Raw genomic sequence first — 16,084 nt, 5'->3', positions numbered from 1 at the left:
ACCCACATTATTTGATTGAATCAGAAAATAAAAATCTCCCCTTAACAATTCTTAACTCGCTTCGTATAGAGCAAGTGTAAGGAAGTTTTAACATTTGGCATCGAAATAAATTTTGTGAGGTGGTAAAATATTACTTGCGAACATTAGTTCTCATTTGATATTCTTGTAAAGTGGAGATTTGTCTTGAAAAATACTCTAAATAAATGCTCTTGCATTTTAGTAACGTTTAACTTTTAATTGTGAGGAGGGCGAATCATGGAAAACTCTCTACTGTCCTCTTATCAGCTAGAGATTGAAGAAGTCCTTGATGATCTTAGAGGTTACTGGATTGAGAGAAATATCTCTCGATACAACGTAACAGCTTTCTCTAAGGTCATAAATAAAGGAGCGAACATTATGTTTTGCTGTCCCTCGCATGACGAGAACAATCCATCATGCGGAATTGAGAGTACTTACCCTTATAGATGGAACTGCTTTGGATGTGGGGCAGGTGGAAGTCTTGCAGAACTAGTCAAGATGGCAGTAGGTTTTCCTAACGAACTACTCGGGATGCAGTTTATTATAAAGAACTACCTCGTGGTTAGCTCAAATGAGCGCAACCCTATTGATATGGAGAGCATACTCGATGGCGGCACCAAGAAAGACAGAACGCGCTCTTTACCTGAAGAAGAAGTACTTCGCTTTACAAAAAAAAGGCATTCATACATTTATGGTCGTGGTTTCTCGGAGCACACAATCAGCAAGTATGAAGTGGGCTACGATGAAGAAACCAAGGCTATCACAATCCCAGTGAGGACAAGTAAGGGGTTAGTAAGATTCATCAAGAAGCGTTTTGTTTCACGAAAAGGGTTCCTAAATGAAAAAGGTATAGATAAGAAGGATATTATTTACGGTCTATACTATATCTTGCAAGCACCTAACCCTATTACTGAAATTTACTTGAATGAGTCTGAAACCGACACTATGGCTTGCTACGAAGGACGTTTACCTGCTGGTGCTATTCTCGGACGGGTACTGTTTGTAGATCAAATTAGGGAACTGATGCGGGCGGGGATAAAGACAGTCAACTTATTCTTCGATAACGATAAAGCGGGAGTCGAGTGTACGATCAAGGCTTACGAGCTGATCTCAAAGCACTCCGCTATTAGGGTGAATGTTGTACTGTACCCTAACCGCCAATACGGAATTACTGACATCGAGGAGCAGAAGTATAAGGACTCAAACGATCTACTGAAAAGTAACATGCTAGGTACCATTAAGGTAATTCCTTACCTCCAATATGAGTCACTGGTAAGAGAAGCAAGGTTCCTAGACATCGAAGAAATCAAAACATCGACTAAAACTAACATTGGGGGAAAATAAAATGTCAACTACTACTTTAGGTTTCGATGAACTGTTTGCTATTGGTGATATGGATGCTTTCTTGAGTAAGGCTCAAGACAAGTGCCGCAAAAAACTAAGAGGTAAGACGTTCGCGGGCATGGAGAAGAATGACGTAACCCAGGAAGTTATGATTAAATTGTACAAGTCCCTTGACAAGTATGATGCCGATAAAGCAAAGATGTCTACCTTCGTTGACCACTTGATCAACAACAAGATTAAGGACATGTATCGTAAGTGTATGTCTGAGAAAAACTTGAGTGTGGTAAACGCTGTTCAAATTTTATCTACTGACCTCGATACGGATGATGAAAATGTTAACGGTGCAAGCTTTGTCCTAGGTCACGAAGGGTACGGTTTCGAGAACTTCGAGTTTGTGACTGATATTATGGATAATATGAAGCTGAACGACCGTGAAAAGGAAATCTTCAAATTACGTTCTTCGGGATACGAGTTTGTAGAAATTGCTGAAATTCTTGGAGTCTCAAAACCTCGTGTATCTCAACTATGGAAAGGGATTCGTGAGAAGTACGAAGCACTCTAAACAAAGTTATACATACCCCAAAAGCCCTGAGAGATCATACTCTCAGGGCTATTTTTATGTCTTCAGGTATCTCCTTGTTTGAAAATTATTAGCTCTTGCACTTAATTATCTCCTGAACACCTCGTATAGAGAAAGTGAGGGGCAAGAAGCCCACCACTAAAAAACGAAAAGGTTAAGGTGAACAAACATGGCAATGCAAAAAGGTCTTGGTGCAATTCGTGACGCGGCAAACAACTCCACATCTATGCTGAAAATTATGCCTAATGAGTCGGCTGTAGTTCGTATCCTGACTCCTGCTGAGGAGATTATCTCTATCTGGGAGTACACGTTAGAAATCAACGGTCAATGGAAAACAATTACGGCACTACCACGCAACGAAGACCCGTTGCAAGGTAGCGGTAATAAACCTGGATTCAAGTCCTACTTGGAAGTGTACGACTACACTGATAAGAGGGTTAAAATCCTCAAGGCATCCCAGACTATGGGTACCCAGTTGCTTGGTCTAATTGAGGAATACGGTGATCTAACGAAACGTGACTTCAAGATCGCTCGTCAAGGTGAGAAGCTGAAAACGAAATACCAGTTCTTCGCTCGTGACCTTGAGCCATTTACTGAGAAGGTTGAACGCTTGAACATCGAAGCTTTGATTGAAGATCAAACGCTGACCCGTGATGCAATACTGGCATTGATGAACACTATTGGTAATGTTACTGATGCTCCGAGTGGTGATGTAAGTAATAGCGGAAACCAAGGTGGCGGCTCCAAGAATAACGATGACTTTCCTTTCTAAGAAGAGGGTCATCTATAAAGACCTAACCGCTGATATTATCATTACGGAATACCTGATGGAGCAGGAATTTATGAAACTGTTTGAATTAGGTGAAATGTATGATGTAGCTCAGTGGATAGAACTCCCCGAATGGAATGAAAAGATCGCGAAGTGATTCGCGGTCTTTTTATTTTAACTGTGGTCAGATCATGTCGTATAGAGAACTTGAGGGAGGGGTTATGTTGACCAATGAGGAGTTAGCCGCTAAAGAGGTTGACGTATACCGCGTACTAAACTAAATAAGAGACTCCTCAAAGCACCCTTAACTGGGTGCTTTTCTTTTCGTATAGAGAAAGTAGGAGGTGGTTGTGAGTGAATCTCGAAGTGGTGGAATTACCTAAGCGTAAGAGAGCATCACGCAAGAAAAATGCTATCGAGGAGACAAGTGCCCTAGAACTTACAGAACTCCTTGAGAGCCGTGAAGCCAAGACTGAGAAAAAGAAGTCTCGTGCTAAGGTGGGCGTAACGGAGAAGTCAGCCGCTAAGAAGGTCACTAAGAAAGAACAGCAGATTACAGAGATGGCAAACAACACAGTCTTGCCTGACTATTACCACATGGTTTGGACTATGGAGGAACTGGACGATATGTGCAGTTGGCTACGTACCCAAAGTGTTGTGGCGGTGGATACGGAGACAATGGGTGTCAATCCGTTTGCTGACGAGATTGTGGGTATCAGCGTGTATGCACCTCACAGAGGATATTACATTCCATTGAAACACGTTGAGGAGATTTGCTTACCACGAGAACTTGTAGCTGACATGCTACGCCCAATATTTGAAGACAGAAGCACAAAGTTCCTTCTGCACAACGCTAAGTTTGATATGCACATTTTATGGAACTGGATGCGGATTCGTCTAGTCCCTTGGCTCGATACTATGATCGGTCAGGCTGTGCTCGATGAGAACCAGTCGAAGGCACTCAAAGATATGGCACCGTTTTACTTGAAAGTAGAAGCAGATAAGTTCTCCACACTGTTCGGTAAGGTCACGTTCGATAAAATCCCGATCAAGCTTGACCCTAACACTCGGACTGGGTGCTTAGCGGGTTACTACGCCATTAAGGATACCGAGCTTACTTATCGTATGGCTGAGTTCCAGGGGCGGGCGTTGAATCGTGGGAACCTCAAGAAATTATACGATCTGTTCTTCGATATAGAGATGCCATTTCTCGACATCGTATGGAAGGCAGAGCAAGCAGGGGTTCTTCTTGATCGTGAGTACCTAGTAGAGAAAGTTGCAAAGGACTTACACAACGAACTTGAGCTTCTTAGACAGAAGATTTGGTCTTATACGGGAGAGATCAACCTTAACTCCCCTGTACAGCTATCTGAAGCCCTCTATGTAAAGCTAGGGCTTCCTAAGGTCAATAAGGACAAGCCAACAAGCACCGACAAGAAAACTCTCAAAAAGCTGAAGAAGGCACATGAGGTGGTAGGGTTCCTCTTAGAGTTTCGTGAGAAGGTTAAGTTGACTACTGCCTTTGCTGACAAGCTACCTAAGAGCCTTGTTAACGGTCGAGTACATACGTCATTCAACCCTGTTGGAACCAAGACGGGGCGAATGAGTTGTAATACCCCGAATCTTCAGCAAATACCCGCTAAGGTTGGTGGACTCATCCGTAACGCCTTTATTGCTGATGACGGACGACTCCTAGCTTCTATCGACTTCTCGCAACAAGAACTCCGAGTACTTGCACATGTGTCGCAAGACGAGACCTTGTTGAAGATTTACCGAGATTGCTTGGATGTTCACAGCATGACCGCTGTAGGGATGTGGAATCGAAACAATGACAGTGTTACTTACGATGACTTCGAGTATCGCCGTGGTATGAAGGAGCTGTTCCTTGACCCTGACGGAAATCTCGTAGAGGTCAAGCTTATGGATGCTGAGTATGTTCGTAAGCTATTCAACGAAGAGAAGATCAGAACCAAAGACCCTGAGACTATTCGAATGGATGTCGAACTGGGTATTAAGTACGAGAAATTCCGTAAGGATGCGAAGGTAGTTAACTTCGGTATTATCTACGGAATGTCTGAAAAGGGGTTAGCAGAGACCTTAGAGATCACCGAGGAGGAAGCAATCGAATACATCAAGGGTTACTTCGATGCCTACCCAGGAGTTCTAAAATGGATGGCAGAACAACGCAAACTGATGAATGAGCTTCAGTATACGGAGACAATGTTAGGTCGCAAGCGCAGAGTCTACGAGGAGATGCAGTCAGGCAAGAAGTGGCTCATCGGTCGTGGACATCGAATGGGAATTAACGCAGTAATTCAAGGTTCTTCTGCTGACATGGTTAAGCTTGCTTCGATTAAGCTCCAACCTCTGCTAGAGGAACTGGACGCGAAAATCGTGATGTGGGTGCATGACGAGATCATCTTCGATGTACCCGAAGACATTGGTATGGACAATCTTCGCAGAATTGCTGACATCATGTGTAACGCGCTTCCACTCGATTGCGGATTAAAGTCTGACATCGAGGTAGGTAAGAAGTGGGGTCAAAAAATGTCTGAGGATGATCTTTCTATGTTCTTGGAGGAGGATGCGGCATGATGCAAGTCAAAAGCGGCGTGTGGGTCAGGAACTCTGACCCTGAAGTTCGCATTTTAATAGAGCGGGTCTACAAATCCAAGGACTATGTGGACTACTTTTACTTCATGTGTAAGTACACGGGCGGCGGCAGAATCACAAAAGCCGAACTGCTTGATCAATATACCCGAGAGAAGAGAAATGAGGAAATTTGAAATGGTAATGCCTAAAGAAATCGAGCGTAAGTTCTTAGTACTAAACCCTGAGGAAGTCTTGGCTCAAGACTATCGAATTGTCACTAATACAATGACATATCAATCATACCTTGCGACAGGGAATTCTGAAGTTCGTGTTCGTCATACCGAGATGCAGGACGATAATAACCAAACCATTGACCACCACTACTTCTTGACTATTAAGCATGGTCTTGGACTGGTGAGAGATGAGTTGGAGAACCGCATTTCACAGAACACATACTATCAAATTAGTGACTTGATTCCTGAGAAGCACATCTCAAAACGCCGCAAGGAACTTTCTATCGAGATTGACGGGGTAGAGCGCTTAGTTGAGTTCGATCACTACGAGGACATCAACACCTTCATTATTGAGATCGAGTTCCCGTCTGAAGAAGAAGCAGAAAAGTTTATCCCTCCTTCTTGGTTCGGTAAAGAGGTAACTGAAGACAAGAGCTACAAGGCTCAGAACATTTGGAAAGCTCTAAACAATAAAAAATAAACTGGGGGAAAATGTAGTCATGACACCTATTCTTGAGATTAATAAAGGGTTCTCAATAAGTGATGCCCGTAATCTACCTGAAGGTAACTGGTTCAAAGAGAAGGGTTACTTCATGCAAGGCAAACCCAAATCATACACTCCTATCCATGTGTACCTAAAAGAGCAAGACCTCCGTTTGTATTTCTGGTTTGACCATGACTTCTCTGAATGGTTCCGAAAGTACCTGACTCTTACAGGCGACTACGAGGGTAATGCTCTCGAAATCTATGGGATGTACTCAGAGCAGAGGGTCAAGGAGCTAAATAAACACGAAGCTAACCTTGGTGACAAAGCTATCGAAAAGAGCTATAGCTATACTCTTGGTGGACGTAAGTTCTACTTCGTTGAACGCTTCGTAAACGTGAAGGTCGAAGTCTTGTGGCGTAAGGGTGGTTACTAATGCAAATAGCCATCTTCACTGATGGCTCGACATCTGCTAACGGTAAGCCAAACTGTGTTGGAGGGTGGGGAGCTGTGCTCCTCGTCCTTGACAATAACAGGCAAGTGCTTCACTACAAGGAGCTGTCGGGCGGTAAGAAAGGGACGACCATCGGAGAGATGGAACTGATGGCGGCATATGAAGCCATCAGAAGTCTGGACTTCGACAAAGCAAAGCATTGGAACATCCACATCGTATCCGACAGCCAGTATGTAGTGAACGCCTTCAAGGAGCGTTGCTACAAGTGGAAGATGGAGGGATGGGTTGACCGACCAAACCTTAACCTTATCAAGTCAATATACCGCATGTCCGAATACCTCAATGTCAAGTGGCACTGGGTTAAGGGGCATGACGGAAATAAATACAACGAACGAGCTGATGAGCTTGCAAAAGAAGCCAAGGAAAGGATGAAGGAATTGTGACGGTAGTAGCTTGGATTTTCCTAACTGTATTCGGGCTTATTGGTTTCTTATTCCTTCGCAAGTTGATGTTGGAGAAGGTGAACAAGCACGAGCTGTACTTGATGCTGTTCTCTATCATTGTTACCGCATTATCTGCGGGTGTTATATGGGGAGGGTTGTTCCGATGAGTCTAAAGAAACTTGCGAACATGGTAAAGAAGGAACAGAAGGCAAATAACAAGACCCCTGAGGAACTGTTTGTAGCTGTGCTCGACAAATTCCTCACTGGTCGTGACAATAAACGGTCAGGTAGATTGGCGTTTAACCCATCGAGCTACTACAAATGCGGGCGTATGCAGTTCTACAAGCTGACGGAACAGCCCGCCAAGAAGAAGCGTTATCCTCGCTCCGAGCGCATCCTTGACGTTGGTACTCAGCTTCACGAATGGGTTCAGACCCAGGTACTTATGAAGATGGATGGAGACGACAATTCCACGATCAAGCTGATTCCTCTTGAGGAACTTCCTACCTACGGAGCTGAAGGCATTGAGTGGATTAAAGAGCATAACGCCCCACCAATGGAGGTTAAATTCGTGGATAACCGATGGACGAAGAAGTTCCCGATCTCCGCAATGGTGGATGGGGCGTTGACATTCATGAACAAGGACATTCTGTTTGAGTTCAAGACCATTAACCCAACGGACTATGAAAAGATTATTGAACCGCTAAAAGACCACCTGAAGCAGGGTGCTATCTACTGTTTAGGAACAGGAACGAAGTACGTGATGTTCCTTTACCTTAACAAAGGTAACCAGGAGTGGAAGGCTTACATGGTTGAGTACCGTCAGGAGCAATTGGACTGGGTGGTAGCCCGCATCACTACTATTGAGGACTACGTTATTCGTGGGGAATTACCTCCTAAGGAGGAAAGTGCTAATTGCAAGTACTGCGAGTTCAAGTACCTATGTGACGCAGACATAAAGGAGCCGAAGAAGAAATGACCGTGATGAAGTGGGAACAGGAGCGTCGAGAGTGGGTCAAGTCGTTGAAAGAAGGCGACAAGGTTGCTTATTACAACACTATACAACATGGGTCTGAGAGACGATACAAGATTCTGACCGTCAAGAAGATTACTTCAAAAGGAAAGATTAGACTCTCTGACGACACTCTATTTGATGAGAAGGGAGACTATCGTTCTGGTACGGGATGGTACAGAAACTTCTACCGTCTTGAGCCAGTTACTAAAGAAATTATCGACCACATACGTAGGACTAAAATTCTTTACGATCTCAACAACACCAAGTTCGATAGCCTGACGTTGGACAAACTTGAAGAAATCATAAAGATCATCTCTTAACAATCACCACCTCGGTTCGTATAGAGAAAGTGTAAGGCGATTTAAGAACATCGAGGAGGAATTAGGATGAAAGAGCAACCAAAAGTTAGCCAGTTCTTCAATATCCGTAAGAACATCATAGAGATGGTTAAAGCCTTCCCTGAAGTTAAGGAGAATTACAACGAGCTTATATCTACCTACTGGGTACTATACGATAACCTGAAGGATATATCGGAGATTTGCAAGTCTACACCTGCTGAGACGATTACTCGCCAGTTCCGCAAATTGGTCGAGCTTGGAGAGGTTACACCACCTGTAAGGGTTCTTGAAGCTCGACAGGAGAAAGCTCGTGAGTTCCGAACAGAGTTCACAGCATTAGGGGGATGAGATGATGTTTAATAAGCAGGTTGATCCACAAGTTCTCACTGTAATAATACTTCTTTTCTTCTATGCTCTCGGCGTACTTAGCGGATTTTTGTACTACGGGGGTTAAGAGATATGGGAGATAAGTTATGGAAAGCATTCGAACGATGGGTAGGTAAAAACATATTTGACGGGGCTAAGCGGAACATGGGGTCGGGGGCAATCAACAAAACCGACCAAGGTGAAGATCGTACTGGTGATGTCATTCACCCTACCTACGAGATTGAGTGTAAATGTTATCAGAAGATTGCGGTATTTCGTTGGTGGGACAAGCTGAAGTTGGAAGCCAAAAAATCAGGTAAAACTCCTATATTAGTCATGAAAGAAAAGGGAGATAACCAGGATGTACTAGTGACTATTCACTATACCCACTTTAATGAACTGAAAGAAACAAAGAAAAAATTGGAGGAATTGACATGAACAAAAAATCAAAAGTATGGCTTGTCGTTGGTATTTGGGTGAACCTTTGGAATATTGGACTGAATTGTTACGTCCTTTGGCTAATAGCAAAGAAATTTGGTCTGTAATTGCCTAAGAAAAAATTGGGGGATTTATAGCAAATTTAATTCTCCTCGTTTTGGATTTGATTACATTACCTACTATGGTCGCTAATGTATATGTTTGAGGAAATATATCCAACAAAACTGAAAGGTGCGAAGTAATTAATGCCCACTATTACTCGACAGCATATCGAGCAAGGCATCGAAAACTTCACGTCAAGAGAATCTACCAAGTCTAAAATAGCTAAGGCGGGTCTACCAGTCCCGCCGAAGCCTGAGGACGCTGTGAATGGGGTTGACCTTTTCACGGAGTGGGAACAGATGAAACGAAGGTACGGTGGGGTGGCTAACGTGCCATTCTCCGAGCTAGGTGACTTCCTTGACAGGTGGACAACGATGATCTCCTATGCGAGATACTGTGAAGCCTTAGCTGACATCGACCAAGCTACTGCTCGGGAGATCAGGGACACAATCAAGAAACAATTGTACACGATACAGGAAGGTAGCCGCGAATTACGGGATGCCTCAGTTCATACGGAGCCTGTTTATATCGAATGGGAACAGACGTATACACAGAACCTCGCAACATTTATCACATTCCGCGCTCTACGCGAAGGATACGAGCACCGCGCAAATGCGATCTCTCGGGAGATAACCCGTAGGGGTAACGATAATCTGGATACGAGAAGACAATTGAACAGGGGGAATCTGGCATGAGTAAGGATTTTCGATTGGTTGAGTTGGGTCACGAGCTTTTGGGGTTGCGTCTGAAGAAGTCTGAGATTGAGATTGCTGAAACCCGAATCAAGGACGTTATCGCGGATATCCTTCGGGAGGAAGGCGTTGCAGAGAAAGTGGTTCCAGTGGATGAGCTTCATTGCCTTGCGTTCAAAAACAACTACCGTTACACGAAGTCCTTCGACAAGGATGGTCTCGCATCTAAGACTGGTCGTGAGCGTGATGAACTGGACTACCAAGGGGTGTCTGCTCTCGTTGAGAAGCAAGTCGTCACTTCCCATGTAGTTGGTCAGTTCCTCAGCGAGAATAAGTCTGAGTTTGTAACAGTTCGCAGACGCAAGCTTGAAAAGAAAAAGAAGTAAGGAGGTAGCGGCATGGAGATGAGCTTCCACAACTTAGTTCACGAGAAGATTATCCCGTTCATGCAGGGGAATAATCTCACGGATGGTACATTTAAGACCTCCGTGGGAGACTCCGCTGTAATCAAACGGGATAAGCACGGCTTCTACAGCGTGAAGATTACCACAAGGGAGGATGTACGACTTGGTAAGGTTTGATGTTGTGGTCAGGGATGGTAGTAGTTACGTAACGATATCACAGGGTTTCGAGCGAACTGTAATGGCTACAGGCATAGCCCTCGCTGACTTCAAGAAGTACCCGAAGATTAACAATGAGTACTCATACAGTGAGTATGTGTATAAAGTCCTTGGCGGGTTCACAGACTTGCTTCGCGCTTTGAATGAGGTTGATAAGTTTGATGAACGGTCGCTCAACAATGCTGTCGGTGCATTCGCTCCCTTCGTAACCATGAAGAAGGGTTGGGCAGAGATAGAAAAATTCGCAGAGGGGGAGTAATCAATGTCTGAAATCACCATTGACGAACGTGACGGTGAGAGAGTAAAGCTCCTCAATCAATTCCGAAAGGAGTTCGGGGAACAGTCGATGTTTCTCCTCGGTAAGTCCGAGAAATTGTTCGACATCAATGTTCGCTCCTCAGGTTCCTTGATGCTCGACCTTGCACTTGGCGGCGGGTACGCCCAGGGTCGAATGGTGTTCCTGCGCGGCGGTGAAGCGGCAGGTAAGACAACCTTGGCACTTATGGCTATCGCTGAAGCACAGCAAGTAGAGCCTGAACGCGACAATGCAATCATTGACTTGGAAAATGCCTTGAACCTTGAATGGGCTAAGACGTTAGGTGTTGACACTGACAAGCTGTTCATCTCTCAGCCAGATACATATGCTGAGAAAATCTACGGAATGATTCTGTCGATGCTTCGTAGTAAACGGTTTGCTTATATCGTACTGGACTCTACTGATGGTCTGATGTTGAAAAGCGAGATGGAGAATGATGACTTTGAGAAGGAGAATCGGGTGGGTGGTACGTCCAAGTTGAACTCCTCTGCAATGCGTAAGCTTGTCAATTCAGGTGAGTTGAAGAATTCTGGAACCACGTTGATATTCATTCAGCAGTTAAGAGACAAGATCGGAGCCTTCTCAATGTATGGTACACCTACAGATTCCTCAGGCGGACGAGCTTTCAAGCATAACTCCACCCAAACACTAGACGTTAGTAAGGGTGAGTTCTTTGCTAAGGGGTCAGGGGCGTCCAAAGTAATCCTTGGTCAGCAATCCAAACTCAAGGTATCCAAGAACAAAATCGCTCCGCCTTTTAAGACAGCTACCATTGATCTGTATTATGCACACGGCATGGACAGAATTATGGAGCTTGTGTCGGTAGCAAAGGAAGTCAGTGTACTAAGCGGTACATCCTGGCTTAAACTTGTTGACCCTACCACGGGAGAGATTGTACCTGATGCGGAGGGCAAGGAGCAGAAATGGAACGGTATCGCCAAGGCGAAGGAAGCAATAGAACAGGATGTTCAAGAAAACGGCGGTCAGCTTTACAACCTGATCTACGATCTTGTGCAAAAAACAATCAGGGGGTAAAAACGTATGGAAGCCATTGCTTGGGGTATTGGGGTTGCGGGGGTAGCTTATGCTACCTCCTTATCTTTAGGCTACTTACTCAATTATTTACTAGAGAAGAAAGCTCAGAAATTGTATGAGGAAGCTATTAAAGACTTAGTAGAAGAAAACAAAGAACAAATTATTGAGAACGTAGAGGGTGCGTTCACAACTAAGATTGCTCACTTCATGGAACAGGAGCGTTTAGCAAGAAAGCGAGAGGAGATCCTTCATGTCTAAGAGCCAAGGTCAGATCGCATCTAAACGTCAGGAGATGCGTATTACGCGCAGTTTACAGATGATCAAACAGGAAGCAAAGCGTGTTATGGCTTCAGGGGCGTTGTGGTTTGCAAAGAGTGATGTGGTAACACCGCTCTTTCAAATTGAAGCCAAAACTAAGGCAAGAAATTCTAAGTCTATAACCTTGAAAAAGGAGTGGATGGAGAAGATCGAGCAGGAAGCGTTCGATAACAGGAAAATTCCTGCTTTGGTATTCTCTTTTGGTGACAGCACTGACTACTTCGTATTACGAGACAAGGACTTCTACGCGATGGTTGAGGAGCTTTCTGAGTTGAGGGGGAAGGTGTATGGCGAGCAGTCAGATAACAGTTAAAGTCTGCGAGTTCTGCGGCAAGGAGTACAAGGATGATGATCGTTACGGTTATTGCCTTAACCACGAGTACCCTGTACGTCCGAAGCTGAAGCAGATTACTCGTGACAAGCAACGGGTCGGCGGGACGTTCAAGATTGTGGATTGGTTCTCAACCCGTGCAAGTGCAGGGTTAACTATAGAGCATGGGGAGACTGGTGAACAGTTCAACGTTTATATGTCTGATCTGTTCAAATATCTCGATGGTAAGGAGCTTGGTACTCTGACTCTTGAAGAAATCAAGAAAGGTCAAGCCTATGGATGGATGGTGTTAGATAATGCTTAGTGCTACAGCAGTTGGTTTCACAGTAGATGAGGTTACCCAGTTTTCCCACATAGCCTGGGCACTTCATGACCCTAGATCAGCCGCCGACCTGACGGAGAGAGAGTACATGCTTATGGCTAAGCAAATGGTATATCAATCAGATGTACTTGTATGCAATCTTAATCGTGAAGGACTTACTCCTGATGAGGTCGTCTTAATCCATTCTGCCTATACTAACTCTACACCTATTCTAGCAGTAGGATACAAGATTCTAACACCTCTCCTGAAAGAGATGGTGTCTCATCGTTTTGCTGATCTTGAGCATCTTGTTGACCATCTAATGGCTAACTACAAAATATCGAAATAACGGGGAGGAGAAGCAAAAAGATGGCGTTACTTGTAACTACACGACCTGCGGAAACAAAAATCATTAATGGCAAATGGGTTCTCGGTGAGGACTTTCTAAGCAAGTATCGCGGAAAACAACCTAGATGGGGCTTTGACGGTCTCGGTTGGGTAGTATATGTACGTACTTATGCACGGACAAAAGAGGATGGAACCCTTGAATCCATGCATGAAACGGCTGAACGTGTTACCTTGGGTAACTTCAACCTGATCATGACTGAAGGTAACTTCGTTGGACAAATAGACCCTACGGTAACGAAGGAGGAAGTAGAACGCTTCTATCACCTGTTCTTCAACCTTGCTCTCACACCGCCTGGACGAGGTTGGTGGATGAGTGGTACCGCATATGCCCTTACTTGCGGGGATGCCTTGAACAATTGTTGGTATACCGATGTGGTGCCCCAGGCTCGTCACATCGGCGGCAAAGTGCTTCACTCCACCCCGTTCGTGTTCACTTTCGATCAGGCTATGAAAGGCGGCGGTGTGGGCGCGGGCATCTACAAGGAGAACATCGACCAATTCGCTGTTACTTCCAACGAGGTTAAGCTCACGTTTGTAGTGAACAAGGGCAACGCAGTCATTCCTGAGCTAAAGCAGGTCGGAGTCAAGTTCATAACGAAAGAACAGTACACTTCCCGAATGAAGAAGAAAGGCAAGAACCACAAAAAGAACATCCGTTACTTCACTGTGCCTGATAGCCGAGAGGGTTGGGATGAAAGCTTAGCTAAGACCATCGACCTTCACTTCGAGAATCCTTCTAAGTATGCTTCCAAGCCAATTCGTCTATACGTAGACCTGTCTCTCATCCGTCCTCGTGGAGCGAAGATCGCTCGTTTCGGCGGCACAGCTAGTGGCTCAATGCCTTTAGCTAAGGGTCTCACGCAGATCAACAGCATCTTCAATCGTTCTGCTCAGGAGAATCGCCGCATTACTACCGTAGAAGCAGGTGACTGTATCCAAATCATCGGTACCGTGGTTGTAGCGGGCAATGTCAGACGAACGGCATTAATCCTTATTGGTGACGAGGACGATGTAGCGTTCATTGAGTCCAAGGATTACTCTAAGATGGGTCTTGAGCCTTCGCAGTGGAGATGGGCTTCCAACAATTCCATCATTATCACTTGTTCGACTCCTCGTGAACGTTTGAAGGATGCCGCAGGTTCGATCTACTTCAATGGTGAACCAGGAATTGTAAACATCGAACTTAGCCGTAATTATGGTCGCATCATTGACGGATTACAGGCACTTATTGATGGTCGTGCCCGTGGGACTAACCCTTGCGGTGAGGTTACGTTGGAGGACAAGGAGCCGTGTAATCTATTCGAGATCAATCTCGTGCGTTGCCGTGAGCTTGGGGTATCGTGGGAAGAAGCGGCATATCTAGCAACTCGTTACGCATATCGTGTGACCTTCATGCCTTATGAGTGGGACAGGTCGCGTGAAGTAGTGTATGAGAACCGCCGCACGGGGGTGGCAGTGACAGGGGTCTCTGACTATGAACTCTTGTACTGTGATGGAGACTATGACCTTCTTGCGAAAGATTTAGAGGAGCTATATGGTCATGTAGTGATGACTAACAAATACCACGCTAAGGCTCTAGGAACAAAGGAATCCATAAAGAAAACGACTGTTAAGCCTTCAGGTTCACAGTCCAAAGTAATGGGTGTGTCAGCGGGACAACACGATCACTGGGGTGAGTACTTCATCCAACGTATGCGTATCGCGGCAGATGCCCCTATTATGGACTTGATCTTCCAGTCGGGCTACCCTGTTGAATATGCTATCAACGGTCGTCATAACGATGGTACGCCAGTATATGATATGAACACTTGCGTGGTCGAGTTTCCTGTTAAGGCACCAACAGCAGGTCACCCTAAATTCCGTTCCTCCGCAGAAGTTCCTTTAATGGAGCAAGCTGAACGTCAGGCACTTCTACAAACGTACTGGGCTGACAATGCAGTATCGGCAACCCTAACGTTCAAGAAGGCTGAGAAACTTCCAAATGGTACTTGGAAGAACGGAATTCGTGATGAGGATGTAGTGGACGAGATTACTGAGGTGCTGACTAAGTACCAAAACGTGTTTAAATCCACTTCACTACTGCCACACCAAATTGGAACCTACGATCAAATGCCTTGGGAAACAATTGACAAGGTAGAGTATGATCGCCGTGTAGCTGAGTTGAAGGGGCGTCCTTGGGATTTTATGCAAGGCGGCTTGAGAGCTGTAGAAGATGAGCTTGAGCAAGATTGCGTAGGCGGGGCTTGCCCGATTCGTTAAATAAATAAGGCGTGATTCCTTCGGGAGTCACGCCTTTTTAAATTTGGAATCAACACGAATAGACCGATCCGCGTCCAGATCAGCCTAAGGTCTTGAATTTCCCAGGTATGTAAACGACAAAACCTCTGCGACTAGCCACAGATTCGTGTAAAGCAGTGGTACCACATTAGCTTTATACCCAATTTAACTTCTTATTATTCATGTCGTATAGAGAAATTAAGGAGGTGAAATTAGTGCGGAAAGAATGCACAAGCATAACCCCGTTAGAAAGAGAAGCTATCATGCGGTTCGTGGATGGTAATTTTACCTTTACTACTGATTGTCTATCAGGAATGTTAAGCCGAGGTCTAGTGAGAGCTAATGTGATGGAGTCCTTGGCTAATGGTGACATCATAGAGTACATCTTCGAGGGAAACAAGAGTTGTATCCTTGTGAAGTCTCGGATGAAGTTCTCAAACAAAAACGTCCTAGTAACCTTGCAATTGAAATCACGAGAGATCGTGAGTGTTGCATGGGAATCCGAGAGGGATACACCTAATCAATCGGAGTATAGCTCTAAGCTTGACATCATAAAAAACTTGAGCAAGCACGCTTAACTTAGGTTAAACCGTGTCGTATAGAGAAAGTG

24 protein-coding genes are annotated in these 16,084 nt (G+C 44.8%); all 24 read left to right on the top strand.

The window, feature by feature from the left end:
• Window positions 1-255 precede the first annotated feature (255 nt).
• The 24 genes from BrL25_RS05275 (at window position 256) to BrL25_RS05160 (ending at window position 16,052) form a co-directional block, all read left to right on the top strand.
• Window positions 256-1,362: a toprim domain-containing protein gene (locus BrL25_RS05275; RefSeq protein ID WP_018671661.1), complete on the top strand. Its 1,107-nt coding sequence runs from the start codon at window positions 256-258 to the stop codon at window positions 1,360-1,362.
• 1 nt (window position 1,363) lies between these two features.
• The gene (locus BrL25_RS05270) at window positions 1,364-1,924 is read left to right on the top strand and encodes a sigma-70 family RNA polymerase sigma factor (protein ID WP_018671662.1); all 561 of its coding nucleotides are present in this window, start codon (window positions 1,364-1,366) and stop codon (window positions 1,922-1,924) included.
• Between the two features lie 187 nt (window positions 1,925-2,111).
• Complete coding sequence (locus BrL25_RS05265) at window positions 2,112-2,714, top strand: hypothetical protein (protein ID WP_018671663.1); 603 nt, start codon at window positions 2,112-2,114, stop codon at window positions 2,712-2,714.
• On the top strand, window positions 2,677-2,868 hold the full coding sequence (locus tag BrL25_RS24670; RefSeq protein WP_155803022.1) for a hypothetical protein: 192 nt from the start codon (window positions 2,677-2,679) through the stop codon (window positions 2,866-2,868). The genes BrL25_RS05265 and BrL25_RS24670 overlap by 38 nt, the downstream gene beginning before the upstream one ends.
• A 197-nt stretch (window positions 2,869-3,065) precedes the next feature.
• Window positions 3,066-5,306, top strand: a complete 2,241-nt coding sequence (locus BrL25_RS05260; protein WP_018671665.1) for a DNA polymerase — start codon at window positions 3,066-3,068, stop codon at window positions 5,304-5,306.
• Window positions 5,303-5,497 carry a hypothetical protein gene (locus BrL25_RS05255; protein ID WP_018671666.1) on the top strand — a complete coding sequence of 65 codons (195 nt, stop codon included), beginning with the start codon at window positions 5,303-5,305 and terminating at the stop codon, window positions 5,495-5,497. Before BrL25_RS05260 ends, BrL25_RS05255 begins: the two co-directional genes overlap by 4 nt.
• A 1-nt stretch (window position 5,498) precedes the next feature.
• Complete coding sequence (locus tag BrL25_RS05250; protein WP_018671667.1) at window positions 5,499-6,017, top strand: CYTH domain-containing protein; 519 nt, start codon at window positions 5,499-5,501, stop codon at window positions 6,015-6,017.
• Between the two features lie 19 nt (window positions 6,018-6,036).
• Window positions 6,037-6,456 (top strand): hypothetical protein, encoded by a 420-nt coding sequence (locus tag BrL25_RS05245; RefSeq protein ID WP_018671668.1) that lies wholly within the window; start codon window positions 6,037-6,039, stop codon window positions 6,454-6,456.
• A complete protein-coding gene (locus BrL25_RS05240) occupies window positions 6,456-6,917 on the top strand; it encodes a ribonuclease H family protein (protein ID WP_018671669.1) in 462 nt (153 codons plus the stop codon). Before BrL25_RS05245 ends, BrL25_RS05240 begins: the two co-directional genes overlap by 1 nt.
• A 10-nt stretch (window positions 6,918-6,927) precedes the next feature.
• On the top strand, window positions 6,928-7,896 hold the full coding sequence (locus BrL25_RS05230) for a PD-(D/E)XK nuclease family protein (protein WP_155803024.1): 969 nt from the start codon (window positions 6,928-6,930) through the stop codon (window positions 7,894-7,896).
• Window positions 7,893-8,252, top strand: coding sequence for a hypothetical protein (locus BrL25_RS05225; protein ID WP_018671672.1), 360 nt, complete (start codon window positions 7,893-7,895; stop codon window positions 8,250-8,252). The genes BrL25_RS05230 and BrL25_RS05225 overlap by 4 nt, the downstream gene beginning before the upstream one ends.
• Before the next feature lie 66 nt (window positions 8,253-8,318).
• Window positions 8,319-8,618, top strand: coding sequence for a hypothetical protein (locus BrL25_RS05220; RefSeq protein WP_018671673.1), 300 nt, complete (start codon window positions 8,319-8,321; stop codon window positions 8,616-8,618).
• A 111-nt stretch (window positions 8,619-8,729) separates the two neighbouring features.
• A complete protein-coding gene (locus tag BrL25_RS05215) occupies window positions 8,730-9,074 on the top strand; it encodes a putative PDDEXK endonuclease (protein WP_018671675.1) in 345 nt (114 codons plus the stop codon).
• Window positions 9,075-9,319: 245 nt separating this feature from the next.
• Window positions 9,320-9,871, top strand: a complete 552-nt coding sequence (locus BrL25_RS05210; protein WP_018671677.1) for a hypothetical protein — start codon at window positions 9,320-9,322, stop codon at window positions 9,869-9,871.
• The gene (locus BrL25_RS05205; RefSeq protein WP_018671678.1) at window positions 9,868-10,254 is read left to right on the top strand and encodes a hypothetical protein; all 387 of its coding nucleotides are present in this window, start codon (window positions 9,868-9,870) and stop codon (window positions 10,252-10,254) included. Before BrL25_RS05210 ends, BrL25_RS05205 begins: the two co-directional genes overlap by 4 nt.
• 12 nt (window positions 10,255-10,266) lie before the next feature.
• Entirely contained in the window at window positions 10,267-10,449 is a 183-nt protein-coding gene (locus BrL25_RS05200) for a hypothetical protein (protein WP_018671679.1), read from the top strand.
• Window positions 10,436-10,747, top strand: a complete 312-nt coding sequence (locus BrL25_RS05195) for a hypothetical protein (RefSeq protein WP_018671680.1) — start codon at window positions 10,436-10,438, stop codon at window positions 10,745-10,747. Before BrL25_RS05200 ends, BrL25_RS05195 begins: the two co-directional genes overlap by 14 nt.
• A 3-nt stretch (window positions 10,748-10,750) precedes the next feature.
• Window positions 10,751-11,839 (top strand): P-loop NTPase family protein, encoded by a 1,089-nt coding sequence (locus BrL25_RS05190; protein ID WP_018671681.1) that lies wholly within the window; start codon window positions 10,751-10,753, stop codon window positions 11,837-11,839.
• A gap of 6 nt (window positions 11,840-11,845) precedes the next feature.
• On the top strand, window positions 11,846-12,097 hold the full coding sequence (locus BrL25_RS05185) for a hypothetical protein (protein WP_018671682.1): 252 nt from the start codon (window positions 11,846-11,848) through the stop codon (window positions 12,095-12,097).
• Window positions 12,090-12,470 (top strand): putative PDDEXK endonuclease, encoded by a 381-nt coding sequence (locus tag BrL25_RS05180; RefSeq protein ID WP_018671683.1) that lies wholly within the window; start codon window positions 12,090-12,092, stop codon window positions 12,468-12,470. The genes BrL25_RS05185 and BrL25_RS05180 overlap by 8 nt, the downstream gene beginning before the upstream one ends.
• Window positions 12,445-12,792 carry a hypothetical protein gene (locus tag BrL25_RS05175; protein WP_018671684.1) on the top strand — a complete coding sequence of 116 codons (348 nt, stop codon included), beginning with the start codon at window positions 12,445-12,447 and terminating at the stop codon, window positions 12,790-12,792. The genes BrL25_RS05180 and BrL25_RS05175 overlap by 26 nt, the downstream gene beginning before the upstream one ends.
• Window positions 12,785-13,138, top strand: a complete 354-nt coding sequence (locus BrL25_RS05170; RefSeq protein WP_018671685.1) for a hypothetical protein — start codon at window positions 12,785-12,787, stop codon at window positions 13,136-13,138. The genes BrL25_RS05175 and BrL25_RS05170 overlap by 8 nt, the downstream gene beginning before the upstream one ends.
• Window positions 13,139-13,158: 20 nt before the next feature.
• On the top strand, window positions 13,159-15,456 hold the full coding sequence (nrdJ, locus tag BrL25_RS05165; RefSeq protein WP_018671686.1) for a ribonucleoside-triphosphate reductase, adenosylcobalamin-dependent: 2,298 nt from the start codon (window positions 13,159-13,161) through the stop codon (window positions 15,454-15,456).
• Between the two features lie 233 nt (window positions 15,457-15,689).
• On the top strand, window positions 15,690-16,052 hold the full coding sequence (locus tag BrL25_RS05160; RefSeq protein WP_018671687.1) for a hypothetical protein: 363 nt from the start codon (window positions 15,690-15,692) through the stop codon (window positions 16,050-16,052).
• The last annotated feature ends 32 nt before the right edge of the window (window positions 16,053-16,084 follow it).

It is taken from the genome of Brevibacillus laterosporus DSM 25, from assembly GCF_002706795.1.
Lineage (GTDB): Bacteria > Bacillota > Bacilli > Brevibacillales > Brevibacillaceae > Brevibacillus_B > Brevibacillus_B laterosporus.
The sequence above is the reverse complement of the archived record's forward strand: the minus strand, read 5'-3'. Positions and strand labels throughout refer to the sequence as shown.

Bases quoted from the DNA above. Each gene is read 5' to 3' on its own strand.
- BrL25_RS05270 (WP_018671662.1), top strand. From the start codon at position 1,364: ATGTCAACTACTACTTTAGGTTTCGATGAACTGTTTGCTATTGGTGAT.
- BrL25_RS05170 (WP_018671685.1), top strand. From the start codon at position 12,785: ATGCTTAGTGCTACAGCAGTTGGTTTCACAGTAGATGAGGTTACCCAG.
- BrL25_RS05225 (WP_018671672.1), top strand. From the start codon at position 7,893: ATGACCGTGATGAAGTGGGAACAGGAGCGTCGAGAGTGGGTCAAGTCG.
- BrL25_RS05190 (WP_018671681.1), top strand. From the start codon at position 10,751: ATGTCTGAAATCACCATTGACGAACGTGACGGTGAGAGAGTAAAGCTC.
- BrL25_RS05215 (WP_018671675.1), top strand. From the start codon at position 8,730: ATGGGAGATAAGTTATGGAAAGCATTCGAACGATGGGTAGGTAAAAAC.
- BrL25_RS05275 (WP_018671661.1), top strand. From the start codon at position 256: ATGGAAAACTCTCTACTGTCCTCTTATCAGCTAGAGATTGAAGAAGTC.
- BrL25_RS05245 (WP_018671668.1), top strand. From the start codon at position 6,037: ATGACACCTATTCTTGAGATTAATAAAGGGTTCTCAATAAGTGATGCC.
- BrL25_RS05240 (WP_018671669.1), top strand. From the start codon at position 6,456: ATGCAAATAGCCATCTTCACTGATGGCTCGACATCTGCTAACGGTAAG.
- BrL25_RS05185 (WP_018671682.1), top strand. From the start codon at position 11,846: ATGGAAGCCATTGCTTGGGGTATTGGGGTTGCGGGGGTAGCTTATGCT.
- BrL25_RS05255 (WP_018671666.1), top strand. From the start codon at position 5,303: ATGATGCAAGTCAAAAGCGGCGTGTGGGTCAGGAACTCTGACCCTGAA.
- nrdJ (WP_018671686.1), top strand. From the start codon at position 13,159: ATGGCGTTACTTGTAACTACACGACCTGCGGAAACAAAAATCATTAAT.
- BrL25_RS05175 (WP_018671684.1), top strand. From the start codon at position 12,445: ATGGCGAGCAGTCAGATAACAGTTAAAGTCTGCGAGTTCTGCGGCAAG.
- BrL25_RS05180 (WP_018671683.1), top strand. From the start codon at position 12,090: ATGTCTAAGAGCCAAGGTCAGATCGCATCTAAACGTCAGGAGATGCGT.
- BrL25_RS05265 (WP_018671663.1), top strand. From the start codon at position 2,112: ATGGCAATGCAAAAAGGTCTTGGTGCAATTCGTGACGCGGCAAACAAC.
- BrL25_RS05210 (WP_018671677.1), top strand. From the start codon at position 9,320: ATGCCCACTATTACTCGACAGCATATCGAGCAAGGCATCGAAAACTTC.
- BrL25_RS05200 (WP_018671679.1), top strand. From the start codon at position 10,267: ATGGAGATGAGCTTCCACAACTTAGTTCACGAGAAGATTATCCCGTTC.
- BrL25_RS05250 (WP_018671667.1), top strand. From the start codon at position 5,499: ATGGTAATGCCTAAAGAAATCGAGCGTAAGTTCTTAGTACTAAACCCT.
- BrL25_RS05220 (WP_018671673.1), top strand. From the start codon at position 8,319: ATGAAAGAGCAACCAAAAGTTAGCCAGTTCTTCAATATCCGTAAGAAC.
- BrL25_RS05205 (WP_018671678.1), top strand. From the start codon at position 9,868: ATGAGTAAGGATTTTCGATTGGTTGAGTTGGGTCACGAGCTTTTGGGG.